The sequence below is a fragment of the Micromonospora sp. NPDC093277 genome, assembly GCF_044765245.1.
Classification (GTDB): domain Bacteria; phylum Actinomycetota; class Actinomycetes; order Mycobacteriales; family Micromonosporaceae; genus Micromonospora.
Genome location: NZ_JBIWJO010000009.1, coordinates 22,377 through 46,195 on the forward strand (window position 1 = coordinate 22,377; position 23,819 = coordinate 46,195).

Annotated in this window: 18 protein-coding genes and 1 pseudogene; 6 read left to right on the plus strand and 13 right to left on the minus strand. The window is 68.9% G+C overall.

Annotated elements, in window-relative coordinates:
• Positions 1–61: 61 nt before the first annotated feature.
• Together ACIRG9_RS20550 and ACIRG9_RS20555 are read right to left on the minus strand one after the other, a co-directional pair.
• The gene (locus ACIRG9_RS20550) at positions 62–3,109 is read right to left on the minus strand and encodes a tetratricopeptide repeat protein (protein ID WP_402857987.1); all 3,048 of its coding nucleotides are present in this window, start codon (positions 3,107–3,109) and stop codon (positions 62–64) included.
• 406 nt (positions 3,110–3,515) lie between these two features.
• Complete coding sequence (locus ACIRG9_RS20555) at positions 3,516–4,232, minus strand: MBL fold metallo-hydrolase (protein WP_402857990.1); 717 nt, start codon at positions 4,230–4,232, stop codon at positions 3,516–3,518.
• Between the two features lie 112 nt (positions 4,233–4,344).
• On the opposite strand from ACIRG9_RS20555, the gene ACIRG9_RS20560 reads away from it, so the two are divergent.
• Positions 4,345–4,962 (plus strand): TetR/AcrR family transcriptional regulator, encoded by a 618-nt coding sequence (locus ACIRG9_RS20560; protein ID WP_402857993.1) that lies wholly within the window; start codon positions 4,345–4,347, stop codon positions 4,960–4,962.
• Between the two features lie 227 nt (positions 4,963–5,189).
• Positions 5,190–9,437, plus strand: coding sequence for a S8 family serine peptidase (locus ACIRG9_RS20565; RefSeq protein ID WP_402857996.1), 4,248 nt, complete (start codon positions 5,190–5,192; stop codon positions 9,435–9,437).
• Positions 9,438–9,474: 37 nt separating this feature from the next.
• Here the strand turns inward: ACIRG9_RS20565 and ACIRG9_RS20570 are convergent, their stop codons facing one another.
• From ACIRG9_RS20570 to ACIRG9_RS20585, 4 genes are all read right to left on the minus strand, one after another.
• Entirely contained in the window at positions 9,475–10,419 is a 945-nt protein-coding gene (locus tag ACIRG9_RS20570; protein WP_402857999.1) for a helix-turn-helix domain-containing protein, read from the minus strand.
• A 16-nt stretch (positions 10,420–10,435) separates the two neighbouring features.
• Complete coding sequence (locus ACIRG9_RS20575) at positions 10,436–11,548, minus strand: IS630 family transposase (protein WP_402858002.1); 1,113 nt, start codon at positions 11,546–11,548, stop codon at positions 10,436–10,438.
• A 255-nt stretch (positions 11,549–11,803) separates the two neighbouring features.
• Positions 11,804–12,352: a winged helix-turn-helix domain-containing protein gene (locus tag ACIRG9_RS20580; protein WP_402858005.1), complete on the minus strand. Its 549-nt coding sequence runs from the start codon at positions 12,350–12,352 to the stop codon at positions 11,804–11,806.
• 107 nt (positions 12,353–12,459) lie between these two features.
• Positions 12,460–12,693, minus strand: coding sequence for a hypothetical protein (locus tag ACIRG9_RS20585; protein WP_402858008.1), 234 nt, complete (start codon positions 12,691–12,693; stop codon positions 12,460–12,462).
• 563 nt (positions 12,694–13,256) lie between these two features.
• Here ACIRG9_RS20585 and ACIRG9_RS20590 point away from each other — a divergent pair.
• Positions 13,257–17,231, plus strand: coding sequence for a carboxypeptidase regulatory-like domain-containing protein (locus ACIRG9_RS20590; RefSeq protein WP_402858011.1), 3,975 nt, complete (start codon positions 13,257–13,259; stop codon positions 17,229–17,231).
• Between the two features lie 182 nt (positions 17,232–17,413).
• On the opposite strand, the gene ACIRG9_RS20595 is transcribed toward ACIRG9_RS20590, so the two are convergent.
• The gene (locus tag ACIRG9_RS20595) at positions 17,414–17,971 is read right to left on the minus strand and encodes a DinB family protein (RefSeq protein WP_402858014.1); all 558 of its coding nucleotides are present in this window, start codon (positions 17,969–17,971) and stop codon (positions 17,414–17,416) included.
• 4 nt (positions 17,972–17,975) lie between these two features.
• Between ACIRG9_RS20595 and ACIRG9_RS20600 the strand changes: the two are divergent.
• Positions 17,976–18,119 (plus strand): annotated as a pseudogene (locus tag ACIRG9_RS20600) (IS5/IS1182 family transposase); the annotation flags it as partial.
• A gap of 134 nt (positions 18,120–18,253) precedes the next feature.
• Here ACIRG9_RS20600 and ACIRG9_RS20605 read toward each other — a convergent pair.
• On the minus strand, positions 18,254–19,033 hold the full coding sequence (locus ACIRG9_RS20605; RefSeq protein WP_402858017.1) for an SDR family NAD(P)-dependent oxidoreductase: 780 nt from the start codon (positions 19,031–19,033) through the stop codon (positions 18,254–18,256).
• Positions 19,030–19,815, minus strand: a complete 786-nt coding sequence (locus ACIRG9_RS20610) for an SDR family oxidoreductase (protein WP_402858020.1) — start codon at positions 19,813–19,815, stop codon at positions 19,030–19,032. The genes ACIRG9_RS20605 and ACIRG9_RS20610 overlap by 4 nt, the downstream gene beginning before the upstream one ends.
• 305 nt (positions 19,816–20,120) lie before the next feature.
• Here ACIRG9_RS20610 and ACIRG9_RS20615 point away from each other — a divergent pair, with 305 nt between their 5' ends.
• Positions 20,121–20,951: a helix-turn-helix transcriptional regulator gene (locus ACIRG9_RS20615; RefSeq protein WP_402858023.1), complete on the plus strand. Its 831-nt coding sequence runs from the start codon at positions 20,121–20,123 to the stop codon at positions 20,949–20,951.
• Positions 20,952–21,097: 146 nt separating this feature from the next.
• Positions 21,098–21,427, plus strand: coding sequence for a putative quinol monooxygenase (locus tag ACIRG9_RS20620; RefSeq protein ID WP_402858026.1), 330 nt, complete (start codon positions 21,098–21,100; stop codon positions 21,425–21,427).
• A 52-nt stretch (positions 21,428–21,479) separates the two neighbouring features.
• On the opposite strand, the gene ACIRG9_RS20625 is transcribed toward ACIRG9_RS20620, so the two are convergent.
• From ACIRG9_RS20625 to ACIRG9_RS20640, 4 genes are all read right to left on the minus strand, one after another.
• The gene (locus ACIRG9_RS20625; RefSeq protein ID WP_402858029.1) at positions 21,480–22,085 is read right to left on the minus strand and encodes a TetR/AcrR family transcriptional regulator; all 606 of its coding nucleotides are present in this window, start codon (positions 22,083–22,085) and stop codon (positions 21,480–21,482) included.
• 82 nt (positions 22,086–22,167) lie between these two features.
• Positions 22,168–22,899 carry an SDR family oxidoreductase gene (locus ACIRG9_RS20630; RefSeq protein WP_402858766.1) on the minus strand — a complete coding sequence of 244 codons (732 nt, stop codon included), beginning with the start codon at positions 22,897–22,899 and terminating at the stop codon, positions 22,168–22,170.
• Positions 22,900–23,047: 148 nt separating this feature from the next.
• Positions 23,048–23,515 (minus strand): cupin domain-containing protein, encoded by a 468-nt coding sequence (locus ACIRG9_RS20635; RefSeq protein WP_402858032.1) that lies wholly within the window; start codon positions 23,513–23,515, stop codon positions 23,048–23,050.
• Complete coding sequence (locus ACIRG9_RS20640) at positions 23,512–23,817, minus strand: alpha/beta fold hydrolase (protein ID WP_402858035.1); 306 nt, start codon at positions 23,815–23,817, stop codon at positions 23,512–23,514. Before ACIRG9_RS20640 ends, ACIRG9_RS20635 begins: the two co-directional genes overlap by 4 nt.
• Positions 23,818–23,819 lie beyond the last annotated feature (2 nt).

Below are 23,819 nucleotides of genomic sequence, written 5' to 3' on the forward strand. Positions count from 1 at the left end.
GATCCCTGCTCTCGCCGAGCGCCAGACGACCGTCACAGTGGCCCGTGGCAGCGTCCGGGTGTCAGGCAGTCCTGGAAGCCCCGTGCTCGACCAGATGAGCGCGGATATTCGCGACAGTGGTTTCTTCGTCGTCGGTGTGGTCGATGCCGAGCTCGGTGAGGATGTCCAAAGCATGCTGCCAGTGTGTGCGGGCTTGCTCATCCTGCTTCAAGGCGTGGTGGGCGTGGGCGAGCCCGTCGTGGGCACGGGCCCGGTCGTCGGGCTGGCCCAGTTCGTCGGCGAGCGCGAGCGCGTTGCGGTGGTGGGTGAGGGCGGTGTCCGGGTGGCCGGTAGCGTGCTGTAGCCGGCCGAGTCCCTGCCGTGCTTCGAACTCGAAATTGCGGTCGCCGCCACCTTGGGCGAGGTTGAGAAGGCGTTGGTAGTGCTCCTTGGCCTGGTCGTACCTGCCCTGCCGCAAATGGATATGGCCGAGGCCGGCCAGCGTGGCCTGCTCGATGGTGCGGTAGCCGGTGGCGCGGGCGAGCTGTAACGCCTGCTGAAGGAGGTCCGTGGCCTGCTCGTACCGGCCCTGCAGCCGGTGAAGGTGGCCGAGGCCGGCCAGCGCGTTCAACTCGCCGGGGTGATTGCCGGTGGCGCGGGCGAGCTGCAGCGCCCGTCGGCGGTGGTCGGTGGCCTGCGCATACCGGCCCTGCCGCAGGTGAACCCAGCCGAGGCCGTGCAGCGCGTCCAGCTCGGCTGCCTGGTTGCCGGTGGCACGGGCGAGCTGCAGCGACCGCCGGAGGTGCTCGGTGGCCTGCTCGTGCCGGCCCTGCAGCATATGGAGGTGGCCGAGACCAGCCAGGGCGTCCAGCTCGGCTGCCTGGTTGCCGGTGGCGCGGGCGAGCTGCAGCGCCTGCTGGTAGCGGTTGATGGCCTGCTCGTGCTGGTCCTGCAGGCGGTGGATGTGGCCGAGGCCGACGAGCGCCTCCAGCTCGGCCGCCTGGTGGCAGGCGGCGCGGGCGGTAGTTAACGCCTGCTGGTGGAGGGCCGCGGCATCCTGGTAGCGGCCACGGGTGCGTAGGTGTCGGTGCAGGATGGCCGACAGGTGCAGCAGGTGTGCGGGCCGGTCGTGCTCGGTGGCGTAGCTTGCGGCGGCCAAGAGGTTGGGCAGCTCGCCGTCCAACCAGTTCAATGCTGACGACGGGTCGGACAGCGCAGGGCCGGGGGTGCGCGCGGGTGGGACCTGCGGGCGGCGCTGACGCTCGTACGGATGAGCGGCGTCCATGGCGCCAGCGGCGGTATTCCGGTAGTGGTCGAGCAGCCGGTCCAGCGCCATCGGCCTGCCGAGTTCGGTCTCGTCACGGGTGGCGGTCTGGGCGGCGTGGGCGCGGGTCAGGTCGTGGAACCGGTAGCGGCCTGGGACGGATTCCTGCAGGAGGTGGGCCTCGTGCAGCCGGTCGAGTGCGCGTGTTGCGGTCAGCACTGTGGAGTCGGCGAGAGCGGCCGCTGCGTACGCGTCGATGTCGGGTCCGGGGTGCAGGCCCAGCAGCCGGTAGGTCTGTTGCAGATCGGCGCCGAGGTGTTGGTAGGACAGGTCGAGGGCGGCGGTGACGCTGCGTTGGCCGGCCTCCAGCTCGACCAGTCGGTGTTGCTGGTCGCGCAGTCGTTGGATCAGGTGGGGCAGGTTCCAGCTGGGGTGGGATCTGAGCCGGGCGGCGGCGACGCGGATCGCTAGCGGCAGCCGGCCACAAAGCTCGACCAGCTCGGCGAGTAGGTCAGGTGGCGAGTCGCTGAGCCTGTTTTCGCCGGCGATCCGGCAGAACAGCCTGACGGCGTCGGCAGGGGGCAGGGTGTCCAGTGACAGGGTGTGGGTGTGGTCGAGGCCGGCCAGCCGGTGGCGGCTGGTGACCAGCACCAGACAGCCCGGTGCACCAGGTAGCAGCGGCGCCACCTGGGTCTCGGTGGCGGCGTTGTCCAGCAGGATCAGCATTCGCCGGTCAGCCAGCCGGGTGCGGTACAGCGCGGCCCGCTCCTCGATTCGAGAGGGGATCTGCGCTCCCGGGACGTCCAGTGAACGCAGCAGGTGATCGAGCGCGTCCGCTGGTTCCATCGGTTGCATGCCCTGGGTATAGCCGTGCAGATCGATGAACAGCTGCCCGTCCGGGTAACGGCTGGCGATGCGGTGGGCGATGTGGACGGCCAGGGCGGTCTTACCGATCCCGGCCATGCCGTCGATGGCGGTGATCACCACTGCGTTCGTATCGGGGATGCGGTCTAGGTCTGCCAGCTCGTGTGCCCGGCCGGTGAACGCCACGACGTCGGCGGGCAACTGCCGCGGTACGGTGACCACCGGCTGTGGCGACGACAACCGTTGCGATGAGGTAGGCCCGGGGTCGTCTGATTCGGTGTGCGCAGTCAGGATCTGCCGGTGCAGTCCCTGTACCGCGTGTCCTGGTTCGATGCCGAGTTCGTCGGCGAGCAGCCGGTACAACTGCTGGTAGGCCGCCAACGCGTCGGCCTGCCGGCCGCAGCGGTACAGCGCCGTCATCAGGTGCCCCCACAGCTGCTCCCGTAGCGGGTGCCGCGCGGTCAGCTCGCGCAGCTCCGCGACGAGATCCGGGCCCGGACCCAGGTCGAGGTCAAGCTCGATGCGCCGCTCCAGCGCGGCCAGGTATCGTTCGGTCAGCCGGGTGGACTCCACACCCTCCAGCCAGGCCGATCGCAGACCGTCGAACGGAAGCCCCCGCCACAGGGCCAATGCCTGCACCAGGTTGGCCCGTTCGGTTGCCGGGTCGCCGGCTGCTGCCGCCGTCTCCAGCAGCCGTTCGAACAGGATGGCGTCCACCCGCTGTGGGTCGACATGTAACCGGTAGCCCGCCGCGGATGTGACAATGGCGTCCGGTCCGAGCACCTTGCGCAACCGGGTCAGGTAGGTCTGCGCGGCACGCCGGACGTGGGCAGGCGGCAGCTCGCCCCACACGATGCCCGCTAGCCGGTCGACCGATACCTCCTCGTCGGCCGACAACGCCAACGCCACCAGCAGCGTGCGCAGCCGGCCAGCCGTGACCGCCACTGGCCGGCCATCCGCCGACACCGACAGTGGCCCGAGGACCTTCACCTCCAGACTCATACCCGGGTACCGGCGTTCATCAACTCTCCTGCGCGATCGGCCGTGCCTGCTACACGGGCCGCTCGCAGCGGTACAGCTCCGGACCGGCGTGCAGGTATCCATCTCACGACGATTCGTGATGCTGGCACCAGAATCCCCCACAGTTATGTGTCACCGAGCGCCATTCAAGTACGTTGCTGGACGTACACGCAAGCACTCAGAGCGCCACGACGTGACGGTGTTGGTGTAACGATGGCCGGCGCCGGGCTCGGGCTGCTGCCGGGCGCCGCAGTGAGGGCGGTGGGAGTGCGTCGCAGTCGTGGAGGTCTTCCATCGCGGAATGGCGGATGGCCAGGCCACTGACAGCTTCAGCTGCTGCCCGGAAGACGGGCGGACCCGAAGCCGGAAAGGGCCATCCGGGTTGGTCTCAAGTTCCGGCCGCAGTCCTGATCGCGCGTATCGCCTCGGTGACTCCGCCGGACCATGGAGCGCCGTGGCCGGGCAGCACCCACGATGCCTGAATACCTTCGAGATGGCGCAGCGACGCCAATGCCTGGTGCGGGTCGTCGGTGAAGGGCGCGGGTTGAGGGCCGCGCTGTCCGGTCAGCACGTGCCGGGTGGTCAGCCCGTCGCCGACGAAGATCGCGTCGGCCACGGGCACGTGGATGGCGATGCTGCCCGGCGAGTGGCCGGGCAGTCCGATGATGCGCGGCGCGCCGGGCAGGTCGAGCACCTGACCGTCGCTCACCGGGATGACCTCGGTGAGATGGGTGGTGCGTAGCCCGTTTTTGCGGATCGCGTACCAGAGGAAGCCGGCCGTCGCGCCGAGCTTCATGCGCCCCCACGAGTTGTCGGGTTTCACCTCGCCTCGTGCACGGGCGGCGTCCGCCTCGTGGACATGGACCGGTACACCGTGATCGCGCCGGAGCCGCTCGGCGAACCCGAGGTGGTCGCTGTCGCCGTGGGTGAGAACGACACCCTGGATGTCGTCCACCGATCGGCCCATGTCGGCAAGTTCGGCCTGCAGGTCGTGCCAGTGTCCGGCCATGCCCGCGTCGATGATGGTCACTCCTTCGTCGGTGTCGACGAGGTAGGCGGCCACGATGTCGTTGCCGATGCGGTGCAGGTGCGGGGCGAGTCTCATCGTGGTGCCCGAGCCCGGGTTGCTGTCGTCGTCATGATTGCTATGCTACGTAGCTATCAGGCTATGGTCAATAGCCATGGGGTCGCCTCCCAGGGATCCGGAAGGAAGTGGCATGCCGACGCCCGATCGGACCTCGCTCAGCGAGGTCGTCCAGGCCGGACGCGACATCCTGGAGTCAGCGGGCCTCGCGGGTCTGACCATGCAGGCCGTCGCCGACCGGGTCGGTGTGCGCGCACCCTCGCTCTACAAACGCGTCCGCAACCGCGATGACCTCGTACGCCTCATCACCGAAGTCACCATCCGTGACCTCGGCGAACGGCTTGCGACGATCCGTGCTGGCACCGATCCGCGCCGGGACCTGGCCGAGCTGGCCCGGGCCCTCCGCGCGTTCGCGCGCGCCTGCCCGATGGGCTACCAGCTGATCTTCGCGCCGACGCCCGGCCTCGCCGCACCCAGCATCGAAGCAATGACCCACGCCATCGAGCCCGTGATGCGGGTGGCCGTGGACCTCGCCGGAGAACAGCACGCCCTGGAGGCCGCGCGCACGTTCACGGCCTGGGCGAACGGATTCATCGGCATGGAACTGGCCGGTGCCTTCAAACTCGGTGGGGACATCGACCGGGCATACGAGTTCGGCATCGCTCGCCTCACCGACGCAATCGGCGGACAGCCACCTGATGGAACAACGGCCGGCGCGGCTCCAGGCCCAACGGTGCTGGTCCGCGAATGACGGCGCCGTGAGCGAACAGTGCGTCGCCGCAACAGGGGAACACCACAGGTACGCCGGTCGCAGCGGCATGAGGAGGCATCATCGCGCAGTCATCGATGGCGTGCGGACGGTCCGACCGCGACACCCTGGCGGGCTGACGTCATGACGTAAGCCCGCCAGGGTCAGTGAGGGGTTCTTGCTGTGAGTATCTACGGGCCGAATCAGTTTCCCCGTCTGGAGCAGCAAGAATGACTTCTCGCCGTATCCGTGCTCTGGTCGGCGCGGTGGCGGTCCTCGCGGCGTCGATGCTGGTGTCGGCGTCCGCGCATGCGGACCCGAAACCGAAGATCCACCCTCGCCTGGCCAAGCAGCTCTCCTCGTCTGGGGCGGTCGACTTCTGGGTACGGCTCGACCGCCGAGCCGACCTCGGCAACGCCTCCACCGCCGCTGACTGGGCGGAACGCGGCGACGCAGTCATGTCCGCCCTGCGTCAGGCCGCCGAGTCCAGCCAGCGTGACGTGCGGGCAAGGCTCGACGCGGCCAAGGTCGGCTACGAGCCGTTCTGGGCCACCAACGCCATCTACGTGCGCAGCGGGACCGCCGAGCTCGCGGCCGAGCTAGCCAAGAAGTCGGAGGTGCGCGGCCTGTTCGCCCCGACGACCTACGCCCTCCCCGAGGTGACCGCCACCGCCGAGCCCGCGCCGGCCGCCGTCGAGTGGGGCGTGGCCGCGATCAACGCCGACGACGTGTGGCAGTCCCGCGGCGTCAGGGGTGAGGGCATCGTGGTCGCCAACATCGACTCCGGCGTCCAGTATGACCACCCCGCGCTCGCCGCCGCCTACCGGGGCAACTCAGAGTCCGGGGTCGTGAACGACTACAACTGGTACGACCCGCTGGCCGGATGTGCGAGCAGCTCCCCGTGTGACGACAACGGCCACGGCACCCACACCATGGGCACCATGGTCGGCGCCGGCGGCATCGGCGTCGCACCCGGCGCCCGATGGATCGCGGCCAAGGGCTGCTCGAACACCGGCTGCCCCGACGTGGCACTGGTCAAGGCCGGACAGTGGCTGCTGGCCCCCACGGACGCGAACGGCCAGAACCCCAAGCCCGCCCTGCGCCCCCATGTGATCAACAATTCCTGGGGCGGCGACAACGGCTCCGTCGAGGACCCCTTCTACGACGACGTCATCGACGGCTGGGTCGCTTCGGGCATCTTCCCCGCCTTCGCGGTCGGCAACGCGGGCCCCGCGTGTGACACCGCGGGCTCGCCGGGCGACAGCGCCTCGGCCTACGCCGTGGGCGCGTTCGACGCCTCGGGCGCCATCGCCTTGTTCTCCAGCAGGGGACCGGGCGCGGGCGGCGCCGCCAAGCCGGACATCACCGCGCCGGGCGTGAACATTCGGTCCAGCCTGCCGGGCAGCTCCTACGGCACGGCAAACGGCACCTCGATGGCCACCCCGCACGTCTCCGGCGCCGTAGCCCTGCTCTGGTCGGCCGCGCCGCAGCTCATCGGCGACGTCCAGGCGACCGAGGCGCTGCTCGACGGCACCGCGATCGACGTGGCCGACACCCTCTGCGGTGGCACCGCCGGCGACAACTCCACCTGGGGTGAGGGCAAGCTCGACATCCTTGCGGCGATCACCAGCGGACCCTCGGTCGACACCGGTCAGATGGGCGGCGCGGTCACCGACGCCGCCACGGGCAAGCCGCTGGCCGGGGCGAGCGTCCGCTTCGAGGGTTCGTCCACGCGCTCGATCGCCGTTCTCTCCGACGGCGGCTATGTGGCCTTCCTCGAGGTGGGGACGTACAAGGTCACGGTGTCCGCCTACGGCTACGAGACCGCCGTCGCCACGGACCTCACCTTGGCCAAGGGAGAGAAGCTGACCAGGGATTTCGCGCTCGCCCCGCTGCCCATGGCCACTGTGCGCGGCACAGTCACCGACGTCTCGGGACAGGGCTGGCCGATGGCCGCCACGGTCCAGGTGACCGGCAGGCCCGCCGAGCCGGTGCGGACCGACCCCTACACCGGCGCCTACTCCATCGACCTGCCCAAGGGCGCCGAGTACACCCTCCAGGTGACCCCGCGCTACCCCGGCTACCTGCCCGCCAGCAGGACCGTCGCCGTCGGCGGCGACATGGCGCAGGACCTCGCGCTCGCCGTCGACCCCGTGGCGTGCACCGCACCCGGTTACCGCCACGTCCACGGGGGCAAGGTCGAGACGTTCGACGCCGCCCCCGAGGACTGGACTGTCAAGGACAACAGCACGGGCGGCGGCTGGCGCTTCGACGACCCCGGCAATCGCGGCAACCTGACCGGCGGCACCGGCGGCTTCGCCATCGTCGACGGCACCTACTTCGGCAGCGGCAAGACGCAGGACTCCGAGCTGATCAGCCCGGTCTACGATCTTTCGCAGGTGGTGCTGCCCGAGGTGGTCTTCGACACCCGGCACAACACGTACGGCGGTGCGTCCGCCTCGGTCGACTACACCGTGGACGGCGGCCAGACCTGGACGACGGTGTGGCGACAGACGACCACCGCGGTTCAGGGGTTTATCGAACTGCCGCTTCCTGCGCTGGCCGGTAAGCAGGCCGTACAGATCAGGTTCCGGTACAAGGGCAGCTTCGGCTTTTGGTGGGAGGTCGACAACGCCTCGCTCGGCGCGCGCACCTGCTCTCCCGTCGACGGCGGCCTGCTGGGCGGGCGTGTGCTCGACCGCAACACCGGCGGGCCGGCCGCCGGGGCCCGCGTGACCACCTCGGATGTCACCGCGACGACCGACCTCGACGGCTCATACTGGCTGTTCTCGCCCGCGTACGGCGAACAGCAGGTTGTCGCGGCCAAGGACCACTACCAGCCGGACACGCGCGCCGTCGAGATCACCAAGGGCAGCATGACCCGCGCCGACCTGGCCCTGTCGATCGGCAGGATCGAGTTCGCGCCCGCCGAGGTGGCGCGGACCGTCGCCTGGGGCGGCAGCGCGACGACGCCGCTCACCGTCACCAACACCGGCAGCGCACCTGCCACGGTCACCCTGACCGAGCACGCCGACAACTTCAGCCTGCTGTCACAGCAGGGCGCGCCGCTGCACGAGGTGACGGCCACCCTGTCGGCCGAGGCACCCGGCAAGGCTCCCGCTGCGGCGACGGGACAGGAGCAGGAGTTCGTCCCGTCGGCGGCCCCGTGGCAGTCGATCGCCGACCATCCCGTCAATATTCAGGACAACGCCGTATGGCTGGCGGACGGAAAGGCCTACTCGGGCTTCGGCTACTCCGGCACCGAGTACCTGAAGTCGCTCTACACCTTCGACCCGGGCAAGGGCAGCTGGGAGCGCCGCGCCGATGCCACAGTGCCGAGAGCGGCGGCCGGGTACGGCACCATCGATGGCCGCTTCTATGTGGCGGGTGGCTGGATCTCCGACGGCGGCGAGACCCGATCGGTGGAGATCTACAATCCCCTCACCGATACCTGGTCCGTCGGGGCCGAGGTGCCGAAGGCGTACGGCGGGGTGGGGTCGGCGGTTCTCGACGGCAAGCTGTACGTGATAGGCGGGTGTGCGAATTCGTGCGGCAGCACCGACGTGTTCGCCTACGACGCGGGGCAGGACCGCTGGACCAGGGTCGCCCCCTACCCGGAGCCGGTCGCGTGGCTCGGCTGCGGCGGCATCGATGGGAAGGTTTACTGCTCTGGCGGCCTCGTCAACGGCGCCGTCAGCGCTCGGACCTACGCCTACGATCCGGACAGTGACGCCTGGACGCGGAAGGCCGACCGGCCCGCCGGGGTTTGGGGCGCCAGCTCAGCCGCGGCCAACGGGCTGTTGCTGATGTCGGGCGGCGCGGTGCAGGACCGGGTCACCAACGTGGGATACGCCTACCACCCCTCCTCCGACACCTGGTCGGCGATGCCGAACGCCAACTTCTCGATGTACCGCTCGGGTGCCGGCTGCGGCTTCTTCCGGACCGGCGGTGCGCCCACCGTGGGCAGCCTCCCGTGGTCGTGGTCACAGATGTTGCCCGGGTTCGACCAGTGTGACTCGTCCGGCGATGTCTCGTGGCTCGACGTGGACAAGGGCGAGATCACCCTCGCACCGGGCGAGAGCGCCACGATCGCGGTCTCCACCAACGCGGTGAAGGCGGCGATGACCCAGCCGGGCACCCTGCGGGCCGCGCTCGGCGTGCAGACCGACACGCCGTACGCGGCCAGGTCGGTCCCGGTCGCGCTCACGGTGTTGGCGCCCGACACCTGGGGCAAGATCACCGGTGTGGTGACCTCGGACGGCACGCCCACGGCGGGCGCCGCCGTGCAGATCACGGGCAAGCTCGGCAGGAGGACGGTTACCGCCGACGCCACCGGGCGCTACGCGATCTGGCTGGACAAGGCGACCAGTCCTGTCACGGTCATCGTGACTGCCGACGGCTACCAGCCCGAGACGGCCGAGGCGAAGATCAAGAGCAAGAAGACCGTCACGGTCGACTTCCAACTCGCCAGGGCGTGACCTGGGTGAGGGGGGCCGTCCAGCGGGGCGGCCGCCCTCACAGCCAGTCGTTCTGGGCCGCGTGCCAGACGAGCTGGATGCGGGTCTCCACCCCGGCGATCGCGATCAGCCGGCTGATCCTGCGCTGGGCGGTCCTCTGGCTGAGCCCCATCTGGGTGCCGATGGCCTGGTCGGTGTAACCGGCGATGAGCAACGACAGCAGTTGGCGGTCAGCCTGATTGAGCGTGGCTCCCGTTGCGGGGAAGGGCACGCCGGACGCCCAGACGGTCTCGAACACCCAGTTCAGGATGTCGAGCAGGGCCCCCGACGAGACCACGAGAGCCGAGGGCTCGTTGCCCTCGGTCAGCGAGGGCAACAGCGCCACCCGCGAGTCGATGATCATCAACTTGACCGGTACATCGGCGGCGATGCGCATCTGTTCGCCGAGATCGGCCGACCAGGCCAGGTGGAGCGGGTCGCCCGGCGCGTCGAGCAGCGATCGCTCGTACACGATCCGGTAGCCGACCCCGGCCGCCATGGCGCTGCGCTGGGCCGAGCTCTGGTTTGAGTCGGCCACCACGACAGGCCCCTTGGCCAGGCCCTTCACCTCGGACTTCGCCGAGAGCTGGAGCTGTTCCCAGCGGGCCATGACCTCGGCGGCCCCCGCGACGACCTCCACGACCTCGCGGGCGTCGCGCAGCGCCGCCCGCTCGCGGTACTCCTCCATGAGCGCAGCCATCAGCGCCTGCATCCGCTGGGTCTCCGCGTGCCTGCGCAGCATCATCGGGCCGAGGACCAGGTCCGGTTGTACGGCACGCAGCCGCGTGCCATCGGAATTGCGCCTGACGAAGCCCTTCTCCTCCAGGCTGCGCACGGTGGCGGCCACGTCGTCCGCTGCCAGGCCAAGCCGGTCGGCCAACTCGGCGGACTCCTCTACAGGAAGGCGCAGCAGCGCGAGATAGGCCTGCTCCTCGGCCGCGTCGAGACCGACCAGATCCAGCAAGGTCCCTTGGCTCCCTTCACGTATAAGGCTGGAGGCGCTGGTGTTCCACGCCGGAAATTCGCCGATAAAATCGGGCGAGCGAGTCGAGGATCTCTTCGGCGGTCCTTGTCCAGACGAACGGGCGCGGGTTGCTGTTCCAGTCGGTGATCCACGCCCGGATGTCGGCCTCGAGGCTCTGGACGCTCTTGTGGGTGCGGCGGCGGATCTTTGGTTCGGTGAGGTGGCCGAACCAGCGTTCGACCTGGTTGATCCACGAGGATCCGGTCGGGGTGAGGTGCATGTGGAACCGCGGGTGCCGGGTGAGCCAGGCGCGGATGGCCGGAGTCCTGTGGGTTCCGTAGTTGTCGCAGATCAGGTGCATGTCCAGGTCGGCTGGCACGGTCGTGTCGATGGTGGCCAGGAACCTTTTGAACTCGGCGGCGCGGTGCTGGCGGTGCAGTTCGCTGATCACGGTGCCGTCGGCGATGTTGAACGCGGCGAACAGGCTGGTGATGCCATTGCGGGCGTAGTCGTGGGTGCGCGGCTCGGGCATGCCAGGCATCACCGGCAGCGCGGGCGGTGAGCGGTCCAGGGCCCGGATCTGGGATTTCTCGTCCACGCACAGCACGACGGCCCGTTCGGGCGGGTTGTGGTAGAGGCCGACCACGTCGACGACCTTCTCGATGAACTGCGGATCGGTGGACAGCTTGAACGCGTCCGGTCGGTGCGGTTTGAGCCCGAAGTCCCGCCAGATCCTGCCGATTGTTGACTTCGACAGCCCTGACCGCTCGGCCATCGACTTGCGGGACCAGTGGGTGGCATTGCGTGGTGTCTGTTCCAGGGTGGCGGCCACCACCTGTTCGACCTGGTCCAGACTGATCGACGGGGGCCGGCCCGGCCGCTGCTCGTCGATCAGCCCATCGAGGCGTTCGCGCAGGAACCGCCGCCGCCACTTGCCGACGGTGGACAGGTGCACGCCCAAAGCCGTTGCCACATCTGTGTTCGACGTGCCGTCCGCGCACGCCAGAATGATCTTGGCGCGCATCGCGAGGATCTGTGCGGATTTCGCCTGCCGTGACCACCGCGCCAGCGTCGTGCGTTCCTCATCGGACAGCACCAACGGCGGGATGGGACGGCCGGTCCTCGGCATCTCACCACCCTACACCCACTTATGAGGCGAACTTCAGGCGCAGAACTGGTTCATCGGCTGCCCGCTCTTAAGAAGGCGCCAGCCGGGCGGGCCGGGTCCGGCTGTGCCGCCGTGCCGCGTGACGTGCAGTGCCCGGCACTTCGCCCGGTGCGCCCCCCGTTTCTCGGCGAACCCTTCTCCCTCGAGGGTCGGCTCCGGCAGCAGGTAGCCCGGGTCGGACCCGAACACATCGATCTGGAGGACCCGGAAGGCGCATCACTCCCAGATCTGGTTTCGGCTCTCCCGCGCTTCTTCGGCGTTCGTTGACAGCAGCGGGCCGGGTTCAAGAAGGCGCAGGCCGACGCCGCGTACCGCCTGAATCCGCAGCGGGCAGTCCAATTCGTCGAACTTGCGGCGAAGCCGCTTCACCACTGACCGCACGTTGCCCCGGCCGCCAAGGTGGTCGTTGCCCCAGACCGCGCGGTGAAGCGACTCGAAGGTGCAGGTGTGGCCGAGTCGTGTCAGCAGAAGGTGCCGAAGCAGGTCGTGCTCGAGGGGCGAGAGGGGCACGGTGCGCCCGGACCAGGTTGCCACCCGCCTGTCCGAGTCGACCTCCAGGGCGACATCAGCCATTCCTGTGGGGGCTCGTGGGAGCGGCTCAGCGACGCGTGGATGGACTGACGGGGCTTCGGCGGGTGGGGCGGTGCCGATAAGTAGCGACAGGGCCTCCTTCGGCGACGAGACCAGCAGCACCGGAGCATGGCCGGTCACCAGCGACGCCAAACGTACTCTCTCCTCCGTCGAGGAGGCGATTGCGATGATCACGGGTGCGCCGTCGGCACCCGGTGGACGTTCCGTCCGGACGTCCGTGATGGACTTCTCCCCCCGAGAGAGAGTCATTTTCTTCCTTCCTGTGGCCTACGGCGTTCCGCCTATGCCGCGGGCCCGATGTGGGGCAGGAACAGACGCCGGTAGGTGGCCGTCTGCCGTCCACAGCACCGCCCGGTCGCCGGGGTCGAGAACACGCGGCTGAGGGCGGCGGCGTGCCGGGCCTCCCGGCGGTCGACGTACGACACGACCCGGGCCGACCGCGGGTCGACCTTGTGCCTGGGCGCGGCAAGGCCGGCGACTCCGCCCTCGTAGGCCACTACCGGGTCGAGTGCCACCTGCACCACGTAGGGCCCCGGTCGGCTGTGGGCTCGCACTCGCGGTGCTGGTCCCCGGTACGATGGTGAGCCCCACGGGCGCGGCGCCCAGCGCAACCGGCACGGTTGTCCGCTGCTGCCAGGTAGTAGCGGGATTGGTCGTTCGGGCCACGTGGTCCCTCCCTACCGGCGGGCCGCTTCCGAACATCCAACGGTCGGAGTTGATGTGCTGTGCGAGCAGCCTATTGACTTACTCACCGGTTGCCGCTGGCGGAGTCGTGCCATGTCGGAGACCCGCCATCTCGTCGCGTTTGGGACGAGAACCCGGCGACGCCGCACGCTTGCGACGCGCTGACGACCAATTGGCCGCGAGTTGACCGGTTTGGTGTCGAGTTGCTGATGCCGCAGGGTAGTGCCAGCTCATCGGGATGATCCATGTTGGTCTATAGCCCCGCGACCGTGGGGTGTCATGCGCGTCCTGTCCCTGGGGCGCGCTAGGACCTGGAGGTTCCGTGCACACACGAACCAGGCATGTGAGGCGCGCGTCAGCCGTTACCGCGGCTTTCGCGATTCTCACGACATGGATGGCGAGCGCAGTACCCGCCGCGTTCGCCGCGCCATCGACCACAGGACCGTCGGCCGACCCGGCCGACAAGCTCACCTCGGCCGTCGAGAAGACGCTCACCACGCACGACTCGGCGGACTTCTGGGTCAAGCTGTCGGTGAAGGCCAATCTGGACGCGGCGCAAGACATCGCCGACTGGGGCAAGCGCGGCCAGTACGTCTACGACACGCTCACCAGCACGGCCAAGACGTCCCAGGCGGACGTGATCAAGCAGCTCGAGGCGAACGACGCCGACTACGAGAGCTTCTGGATCAGCAACCGCATCCTCGTCGAGGACGGCACGCTGGAACTCGCCAAGAAGCTCGCCGCCCAGCCCGAGGTCAGCCAGATCGTCGAGAGCACGACGTTCGACCTCGTCGAACCGGTCAAGCGCGACAAGGCGTCGGCGAACGCCCCGGCCACGGTCGAGTGGGGTCTCGACTTCATCAACGCCCCTGAGGTCTGGGCCCAGGGCTTCACGGGCGAGGGCATCGTCGTGTCGAGCATCGACACCGGCGTCCAATTCGACCACCCGGCGCTCGCCGACGGTTACCGCGGTCGGCAGCCCGACGGGACGATCGTCAACGACTACAACGCGTTCGACTCATCCGGACGGTGCGGCTCGGGCAACCCGTGCGACACCAACGGCCACGGCACCCACACCATGGGCACCATGATGGGCGACGACGGCGCGGGCAACCAGATCGGTGTCGCGCCCGACGCGCAGTGGATCGAGGCCAACGGCTGCGACACCTGCTCGGACGCCGACCTGCTCGAGTCCGGTGAGTGGATCACCGCGCCGACCCGCACGAACGGCACCGACCCCGACCCGGCGAAGCGGCCGCACGTCGTCAACAACTCGTGGGGCTACAGCGCCGCCGGGATCATCGACGACTGGTACCAGGACATCACCGACGCGTGGGCGGCCGCCGGCATCTTCGGCGCCTGGGCGTCGGGCAACGCCGGTCCCGGTTGCAACACGACCTCCTCGCCGGGCGCGAACACGTCCAACTACTCGGTGGGCGCGTTCGACTCCTCGGGCACCATCGCGTCGTTCTCCTCGCGTGGTGCTGGTGAGGGCGGCGGGATCAAGCCGAACATCTCGGCGCCGGGCGTGAACGTTCGGTCCTCGGTGCCCGGCGGTGGGTACGCGAACTACAACGGCACCTCGATGGCGACCCCGCACCTCGCGGGCGCCGTGGCCGTGCTGTGGAGCGCCGCGCCGGCGCTGATCGGTGACATCCCGGGCACCTGGGAACTGTTGAACCGGACCGCCGTCAACGTCGACAACACCTCGTGCGGCGGCACTGCCGAGAACAACAACGTCTACGGTGAGGGCAGGCTTGACCTGGCCGCGCTGATCGACGCTGCGCCGATCGGCGACATGGGTACCGTCGCCGGCACCGTCACCGAGACCGACGGCGACCCGATCAGCGGGGCGCGCGTGACGATTGACGGCGAGCACGACCGCACCGTCACCACCGGCACGGACGGCACGTACAGCGTCCGCGTCGCTGTGGGCGACTACCACGTCTCGGCTTCGGCGTTCGGCTACCTGCCGTCGGCCCCGGCCGACGCCACGGTCACCGTCGACGCGACCACCACGGTGGACATCGACCTGGCGGCGGCGCCGCGTCACGCCGTGTCCGGCACCGTCACAGATGTCGCCACGGGCGCGCCGTTCGTGGGCACCACGGTGAGCATCTCCGCACCGATCGCCCCGGTCACCACCGACGCCAACGGCGCGTTCGTGTTCACCGCGGTGCCCGAGGGCACCTACACGATCTCGGTCGCGGGCGGCTCCTGCACGAGCGCGTTCTCCCAGGAGGTCGTTGTAGACGGTGACGAGACGGTCACGGCTGAAATCGCCCGGCGTTACGACGACTTCGGGTACTTCTGCACGGTCGGCAGCAACGGGATCGCCACGGGTGACACCCGGCTGAGTCTGACCGGTGACGACGCAACGGGCACGGTCCCGTTGCCGTTCTCGTTCCCGTACTACGAGGGCGAGTTCAACACGGCGTACGTGACCACCAACGGCCACGTGAACTTCGCCGGGCTGTCGAACTCGTGGAGCAACGTCCAGATCCCGAACAGCGCCCTGCCCAACGCGGCGATCTACCCGCTGTGGGACGACCTGTTCTTCGACGCCTCGTCGGGTCTGTACACCGCGGCCACCCAGGTCGACGGGGTCGACGCGTTCGTGCTCGAGTGGCGTGATGTCACGACCTACGCCAACCGTAACCTGCGGACGAACTTCTCCGTGACCCTGCTGGCCAACGGTGAGATCGAGCTCGGCTACGGGGCGAACTCGGGCGGAGCGGCGGCCGGCAGCTCGGCCACGGTGGGTATCGAGAACACCAACGGCACCATCGCCCATCAGTTCTCCTACAACACCCCGGTGATCAACGAGGGCATGTCGATCCGCTACGACTCCGCGCCGCGGGGCACGGTGGCCGGCACGGTGACCGACCGGAACACGGGTACGCCGATCTCTGGCGCGACCGTGGCGATCTCCTCCGAGGCACTGAGCAAGACCGTGACCACTGGAGCGGACGGCACGTTCTCACTGTCGGTCGTCACCGGTGGCTACTCGGTCAAGATCACGGCGCCGGACTACCAGGGTGCCACCGGCTCGGTCATGGTCACCGAGGACGCCACCGTGAGGTTCGACGCCGCGCTGGCCGCGGGCATGGTGACCATCGCTTCTGATGGCGACACCCATGCCGAGCTGCCGATGGGCGGCTCCCACACCGAGAAGCTCACGATCACCAACGAGGGCACCGCCCCGGCGTCGGTCGAGCTGGAAGCCGGCGGCGGCGTGTTCGAACCGGTCGGCAAGGGTGCTCTCACGGCGGTGAAGGGTAAGGCGACCGTCCCGGCGTCGGTGGCCCCGAAGGGGAAGCTGTCGGCGGGCGGCCCGTCGATGTCGCCTTCGAACGTCAAGGGCGAGACGGTGACGCCGCTGGCGGCGCCGATCCCGGCCGACGAGATCTCCATCACGCACTCCGCGTCGCAGGCGATCATGACCGGCAACTCGGCGTCGTGCAACAACACCTCCACCACCCGGAACAACTCGTACCTGCGGACGTTCACACTGGCCGACTTCGGGCTCAACGGCCTGGACGTGTCGAGCGTGTCGTTCGGCGTGGAGCTGAACCGGGGGAACCAGCCCCTCACAGTCAACCTCTACACGCTCAATGGCGACCTGCGGTACGCCAACATGACGCTCATCGGCTCGGCCGACGCCACCGTTCCGGCCGGTAACGGCACGCTGGTGACGGTCCCGGTCGAGGGCAAGGTCCCGTCCGGCGGCACCCTGGTGGTCGAGGTGAAGGTCCCTGCGGATGGCTACTTCTTCATCGGCTCGAACAACGCCGGCCAGACTGCGCCGTCGTACATCGCCTCGGTGGACTGTGGTATCTCCGAGCCGGCCGACACGGCGTCGATCGGCTTCCCGGGCATGCACATCGTGATGAACGTGGCGGGTAGCTCGGGCGCTCCGGCAGACTGGGTGTCCTTCGACAACACGGCCTTCACGCTCAAGCCGGGCGAGTCACGCACGGTGACGGCGACCATGTCGGCCAACGTCGACCAGCCGGGTGCGTACTCCGCCGCGATTGGTGCCAGCACCGACACGCCGTACCGCGTGTCCGAGGTGCCGGTGTCGATGAACGTCACCGCGCCGAGTTCGTGGGGCAAGGTCGCCGGCACCGTCACCTCGGCAAACGGCCAGCCGCTCGGTGGGGCCATCGTCCAGGTGAACGGCGGCAAGGGATACCACAAGACGCTGGTCACCGAGAAGGACGGCACGTACGAGTACTGGATCGACACGAAGGTGAGCCCGCTCACGCTGGTCGTCGCGGTCGAGGGCTACGTGCCTGCGACGGCGAAGGTCACGCTCAAGGCGGGCAAGACGGTCACGGCGGACTTCTCGCTCGACCCGCTCCGGTAGCGCCTACACGGGGCGCGCCGTAGCGCCCGTCCCGTAGCGCGTGTCCTGTCCGACGACGGCCCGGTCACCACCCAGGTGGCCGGGCCGCCGCCGTCGGGCATCGAACGGACCTGAGCGGCCTGCTCCGCCGGCACCTCGTAGCCGGCTTCCAGGACCTGGCCGACGTCCGCGGACGTCCGGCACTACTCGTTGACGAGTTGCTCTCGAAGAATGTCTGCGTGCCCGCAGTGCTGGGCGAGCTCGCGCAGCACGTGGAGATACACCCACCGCAGCGGAAGCGGGCCCCGCCGATGCCCGTGAAGGATGTCGTCCAGACCCAGGGATGACGTCGCATGGCGTGATGCTTCGCAGGCTTCGCGGTGTGCGTGCTGGACGGTGACGATCGTGTCGTCGTCATTGAGGACGAACGACTCCTCTGACCTCGCAGGGATGCCGATCTCAGCGCGCGATCGGCATGTTACGGCTTCGTCAAACCAGACCTTCTCGACGAAAGTCGCGTGCTTCACAAGCCCCAGCAGCGTGGTCCGGGAGGCCACCAACGATCGGCGCACCTGTTCCTCTGTCAGCCCGTCCAAGCAGCCATTGAGCGCGCCGCGGTGCTCGTCGAGGAACGCCTCGAACTGGGCATGGGCTGGCTGTGCGACGACCTGGTCGGCGAAGGTAGGCGGGTAGGAAGGCATGGGCGAAGCATTCCAGACCTTCGCCGGGCTGCCGGGCAGCGCCGGCAGCAGGCCATCCACTTAGGCGATCTACCGCAAGCGCAACGTGGTGGAACGCTGCTTCAACCGGCTCAAGCAGTGGCGCGACCTGGCCACCCGCTACGCCGAACGGGCACCTCTACACCGGCCCAGCCCCGTCCTCATCGCGGCCGTCAACTGGCTGTCATGATCGACAGGACCGGCCCAAAACGCCGGCCACAGTGCCCGCGTAGCCCCGGATGCCGCGCCACGAGGGTCGGCGGCCTCGATGCCTGAGCCGCCGACCCTGCGGAGGCAGGCGCGGTGTCCCTTCGCCTGCGCCGGTCAGGACTTTTGGTAGCGCGATGCCAGTTCAGGGCTCTGGCCACTGAAGGCAGCGAGTTCGGCGGCGAAGACCGTGGCAAGAAGACCCGCGTCCTCCACGCCGGGTGCGACGACCACTTCGCCCAGCTCCATGCCGCGCAGGCTCGCGGTCACGACGTCCTCGGCACTCATGCGCGGGATCTGGCTGAGGTCCATTCCCTGCCGCTCGTGGAACTCTGTGGCGACCACGCCCGGGCAGACCACCTGGACGCGTACGCCGGTCCCCTCGAGTTCTGCGTTGAGGGTCTGTGACATGGTGACCGCGAACGCGAGCCCGCCGGCGTAGATCGCTCGACGAGGCATGAGTGAAGTCGGTACCGGGCCGCTGAAGGCGATCATGCCGGAGACGTTGATGATCGTTCCCTTGCCGCGCTTCTGCATGCCGACGACAGCCGCGCGGGTGAGCATCGTCGGTGCGACGACCTTGATGTGGGCCAGTTCGCGAGCCTTCTCCGCGGACAGGTCGGCCAAGGGCATGTAGTGGGCGACGCCGGCGTTGTTGACGAGTACGGTCAACGGTTCGGTGGCACACAGCTGCGCCACGGCGTCGACCCCGGCATCGGTCGAGAGGTCGGCGACCACGGGCCGCACGTTGACCTCCGGGCGAGCGGCGACGATCTGCTCGAGGCGGTCACCGCGCCGACCGACGACGATCAGATCGTATCCGTCAGCGGCGAACCGGTCGGCGTACGCCCTTCCGATGCCGGAGCTGGCACCGGTGATGAGGGCGAGCTTGTTCATGTTCGATCCCCTTTGTGCGGTTGCTGAGGCGTGCGGGCGGGAGCCGGTGCGCGTGTCTGTTCGGCTGTGGTGCGGACCGCGTCCGGGTAGAGCGACTCGGTCGGCTCACCCAGGCGGGCGCGCCACTCGCGGGTCATCTGGTCGCCGTACACCTCCAGAGCACCGGCCTCGACACCGTCGAGCGCGGCCCGGACCACGTCGGCCGGGTCGGCCAGCGACCACCCCTGCTCGCTCTTCGCCCATGCCGACATGTCCGTGTCCACCAGCGCCATGGCCAGGGCGATGACCTGCGTGCCCTGTCCGGCCAGCTCCAGCCTGACGCCGTTGGTCAGCTGCCACGCGGCGGCCTTCGCCGCCCCGTAGGTATCGGCGAACCCGAACGCCCGAAACGAGCTCTGTGAGAGGACATTGAGGATGGCCCCGCCGCCGTTGAGGTCGAGGATGGGCGCGAAGGCCCGCACCATGCGTAGCATGCCCCAGAAGTTCACCTCCATCTCCTGCCGCGCATTCGCGAGGTCGCTGCCGATGAACGAGCTGAGCGTCGCGACCCCGGCGTTGTTGATCAGCAGGGTCACGTCACCCGCCGCCGCGGCCGCCTCCACCGACTTGTCGTCGGTTACGTCCAAGCGCAGCGGCACCGCCCCCGGCACGTCGACCGTCTCAGGGTTCCGCGCGGCCGCGTACACCTTCGCCGCTCCCCGGCCCAGCAGTTCGGTGACGAAACGCCGGCCAAGCCCGCGGTTCGCCCCGGTAACCAGGGCAACCTGACCCTTGATCTCCATGCGCTCTTCCTCTCCTCGGGTCAGGCGTTGCCGCGGACGGGCAAGAGCCCGGCGTGGTCGGTGGCGACGTTGGTGATGCCGATCGGGAACGCCGCTGTCAGCATCAGCGGCACCGTGACATCGCGGCCCGGCCGGGCTGACCCCTTCAGCCTGTTGCGTTGGAGCGCGTGTGCACAGGCCAGGGACTTCCTAGTAAGACTCGTACCAGCCTGTGGACCGTCGATGATCGGGACCCAGCAGGTCACCGATGCCAGTGAAGGTCGTAAGTGAACCTCACCGTCCCCGACCACCCATACAATGGCGGGGTGTCCGCAGATGTCCACTCGCTGGCCAGTCTGATCCGGGTGTGGCGGGAGCGGCTGGTCCCGTCGGATGTCGGGTTGCTCTCGTACGGGCGCCGCCGCGCCAAGGGGCTGCGCCGGGAGGAACTGGCACAACTGGCCGGCGTGAGCTCGGACTACATCACCAGGTTGGAGCAGGGGCGATGGCAGACACCATCGCCCCAGGTTGTCGCTTCCCTGGCACGAGCTCTACAACTCGACCGCACGGAGGCCGACCTGCTCTATCGGGCCGCCGGCCTCGCGCCGCCCGGTCCGGGAAGGATTTCGCACCATATTCCACCGGGAGTGCAGCGCATGTTGGCGCGGATGGCCGACCTGCCGCTGGCGGTGTTCGCGGCGGACTGGACGATGCTCGCGGCGACTCCGTTGCACGACAAGCTGTTCCTCAGGCCGTCGCCGATGGACGTCCCGGGGCAGAACCTGGTGGTCGACATGTTCGTGAACAAGACGTCGATGGTCGTTGCGTATCCGGAGGCCGGTGCGGAGGCGTTCAAGCGGGCGCTCGTGGCTGACCTGCGTCGTACGGCGGCGTACGCGGCGGACGATCCAGGTTTCGAGTCGCTGCTCACGATGCTCCGGAACGAGAGCCCACGGTTCGTCGAGCTGTGGGCCGAGGGCAGCGTCGCGGCGCACCGGAGCCTTGTTCTGACGGTTCACCACCCGGACGTCGGCGATATCACCGTCGACAGTGACACGCTGACCGTCCCCGACTCCGACCTGAAGGTGGTCGTTTTGACGGCGGCGGCCGGAAGCGATGCAGCGGAGCGGCTTGAGCGCCTGCGTGCAGCGGCCTGACCAGGACCGTCGGGCTCGGCGGTACTGCCGCGCACGACCGGTGCGGCAGCCTGTTTGACGCGTATGGCAGGGAAGACGCTTACCTGGTTACGGCCGGCGCGCACCCAAAGACTGGTTCCGTCCCGACATAGACGGAAGGAAGCATCATGAGCGACAAGGCGACGCCGGCCGGCTACGTCACTCTGATCTGGGAAGCCCGGTCCAAGCCCGGGCAGGAGGCCGAGATGAAGGCATTCCTGACCCGGGCCATAAGCCCGTCACGCAACGACACCGGCAACATCGACTACGAGGCGCACGAGGTGGAGGGCGAGCCCGGAACCTTCATCATCCTTGAGCGCTGGGAGACCCGCGAGGCGCTGCACCGCCACCTGAACGCACCGCGGATGACCGAACTCGTCCCGCGGCTCCTGGAACTCATGGAGGGCACCATCGAGGACGGCGTCAGGTTCCTGCGCCCGTTCCGACCGCCGCGGTAGCGGCCGCGGATGACGGGTGGTCAGGCCGTTGATGACGGCGCTGGCCGGGCCGTCACCGCGGCGCGATGCCGTCCAACAGGTTGCCGACGAGCGCGACGAGGAAGTCATCGGTGACGGGCTCGTCAGGGACGAGCAGGCGATAATACGTGGCACCCCACAGCTGATCGACCAGCACTTGGACGTCGACGTCGGCGCGGATCTCGCCCGCCTCCTGGGCGGCTGCAAGCCGTTCGCCAGCGAGGCGGCGGCGCTCGGAGGTGTAAAGCCTGCGTAGCGCGGTGGAGAGGTCGGGGTCGGTCTGGGACTGGCCGATCAACTCGAGGAGCGCTCGTCCACCGGGTGCCGTGGTCATGATGTCGGCGAAGGCGCGCAGCTGGTCGACCAGATCGGCGCGGATGTCGCCGGTGTCGTGGAAGGCCAGGGCTGGTTGCACGGCGTGGAAGTAGCCGTCGAGGGCGAGAGCGCCCTTCGACGGCCACCACTTGTAGAGCGTCGTCTTGCTGACCCCGGCGTGCCGGGCGACGCGTTCGAAGGTGAGGTCGGCGGTGCCTTCCTCGAGGAGCAGCTCTCCGACCGTCTTGAGCACGTCAGCCCGGACCTCGTCGGCGGGCCGGCGGCCCCGGCCGCGGCGCTCGGGAAGCGCTTCAGGCTCTGTCACGGCTGCCTCCTTCGGCTGGTGCGGCCGAGTCTAGGGTCAGGCGAACGCGGGACCGCCGGCATACCGCCTGACGTGGCGGTGCTCAGGCCATGCCGCCGTTGGTGAACAGCACCTGGCCGTTGACCCAGCGGGCCGGGCCGGCGAGGAAGGCGACGGTCTCGGTGATGTCCGAAGGCGCGCCGAGGCGATCCATCGGGTTGGTCGAGGCGATCTGAGCGATCAGCTCCTCGCTTTTCCCGTCGAGGAACAGCGGCGTGGCGGTCGGCCCTGGGGCGACGGTGTTGACCGTGATGTCACGGCCACGCAGCTCGCGGGCCAGGATCAGGGTGATGCCCTCGACCGCGGCCTTCGAGGCGACGTACGCGCCGTAGGCCGGGAACTGCGTGCGGGTCACCGAGGTGGAGAAGTTGATGATCGCCCCGCCGGTACGTACACGGTTGGCCGCCAGCTGGGAGACGACGAACGTGCCTCGGATGTTTGTGCGGTGCATCCGGTCGAGGTCGGCGAGGTCGAGGGTCGCGATCGGCGAGAGCAGCATGATCCCGGCGGTGTTGACGACGACGTCGATGCCGCCGAGCTCCGCCTCGATGCGGTCGAACGCTGTGGCCATCGCGACCTCGTCGGCGACGTCACCGCCGACGGTGATCGCATGGCCGCCGCGCTCGCGGACCGTCGCGGCGAGCTTCTCGGCGCGGTCGGCGTTGCCGGCGTGGTGGATGGCGACGGCGAAGCCGTCCTGGGCGAGGCGCTCGACGACAGCGCCGCCGATGCCGCCGGAGCCGCCGGTGACGAGGGCTGTGCGGGTGGTACTCATGGTGGGTTCCTTCCAGGTTATGTGGATGGTGCGTACATATAAACATGATGCGAACTGACCGTCCATATGTCTGGCCGAAATTCCAGGCAGGTTTGTGAAGCGGCACCGTGCCCCCTGACCAGCTCCTTTCGGTCGCCAAGTGGAACGTTCAGCGTGGCGGGCCCACGATGATCTGGCCGTACGCATCGGCGGCCTGTGCCATGACGGCCGGGTCGATCTCGAAACCGTCGGGGCGCGGGGCGGCGCGGTCGCGGCCGGCCTGGCGGAACATGCCCTCGATGCCGGCTGGCGTGCAGATCATCAAGAGGTCCGCGGTGGCCGAGGTGATGCGGTAACCGTGCGGGATGTTGCGGGGCAGGTAGACGATGCCGCCTTCGGCCAGCTCCATCCGTTCCTCACCCGCCCACACGAGGGCGCTGCCCTGCAGGAGGAGGAACACCTCGTCCTCGCGGGTATGCAGGTGAAACGGCGGCGCCTCGCCCTTGGACACGGCGAATCGGCCGACGGTTAGGCTGCCGCCGGTTGCGGCGCCGTCGAGCAGCAGGGAGAGGGTGCCGCCGTCGAGCCACTCCAGCTGTTGGTGCTGGTCGGACTGGGCCAGGTACGGGATGCTCATCGGTCTGCTCCGTTCGTGCCAGTGAGGAAGGGGGTGATGACCGCGAGCAAGGCCTCCGGGTTCTCCTCTGCGACGAAGTGACCGCTGCCAGGTACGACGCCGGCGGCCACTGCGGGTGCTACGTCGCGCAGGGCCTCGGCCAGACGGGAGCCGACGGCATGCTCCCCGCCGACTGCCAGGGTCGGCATGCGGAGGCGACCGCCGGCCGCGTACCAGGCCTTGTTGGTCTGGCCGTCGTCAAGGAGCGTGCGGTAGTGCTCGAACCCTGCCTTGAGCGCGGCCGTGCCGGAGTAGCTCGCCACAA

Coding starts and splice junctions, on each gene's coding strand:
- ACIRG9_RS20550 (WP_402857987.1), bottom strand. CDS start 3,109: ATGAGTCTGGAGGTGAAGGTCCTCGGGCCACTGTCGGTGTCGGCGGAT.
- ACIRG9_RS20555 (WP_402857990.1), bottom strand. CDS start 4,232: ATGAGACTCGCCCCGCACCTGCACCGCATCGGCAACGACATCGTGGCC.
- ACIRG9_RS20560 (WP_402857993.1), top strand. CDS start 4,345: ATGCCGACGCCCGATCGGACCTCGCTCAGCGAGGTCGTCCAGGCCGGA.
- ACIRG9_RS20565 (WP_402857996.1), top strand. CDS start 5,190: ATGACTTCTCGCCGTATCCGTGCTCTGGTCGGCGCGGTGGCGGTCCTC.
- ACIRG9_RS20575 (WP_402858002.1), bottom strand. CDS start 11,548: ATGCCGAGGACCGGCCGTCCCATCCCGCCGTTGGTGCTGTCCGATGAG.
- ACIRG9_RS20590 (WP_402858011.1), top strand. CDS start 13,257: ATGGCGAGCGCAGTACCCGCCGCGTTCGCCGCGCCATCGACCACAGGA.
- ACIRG9_RS20605 (WP_402858017.1), bottom strand. CDS start 19,033: ATGAACAAGCTCGCCCTCATCACCGGTGCCAGCTCCGGCATCGGAAGG.
- ACIRG9_RS20610 (WP_402858020.1), bottom strand. CDS start 19,815: ATGGAGATCAAGGGTCAGGTTGCCCTGGTTACCGGGGCGAACCGCGGG.
- ACIRG9_RS20620 (WP_402858026.1), top strand. CDS start 21,098: ATGAGCGACAAGGCGACGCCGGCCGGCTACGTCACTCTGATCTGGGAA.
- ACIRG9_RS20630 (WP_402858766.1), bottom strand. CDS start 22,899: ATGAGTACCACCCGCACAGCCCTCGTCACCGGCGGCTCCGGCGGCATC.
- ACIRG9_RS20635 (WP_402858032.1), bottom strand. CDS start 23,515: ATGAGCATCCCGTACCTGGCCCAGTCCGACCAGCACCAACAGCTGGAG.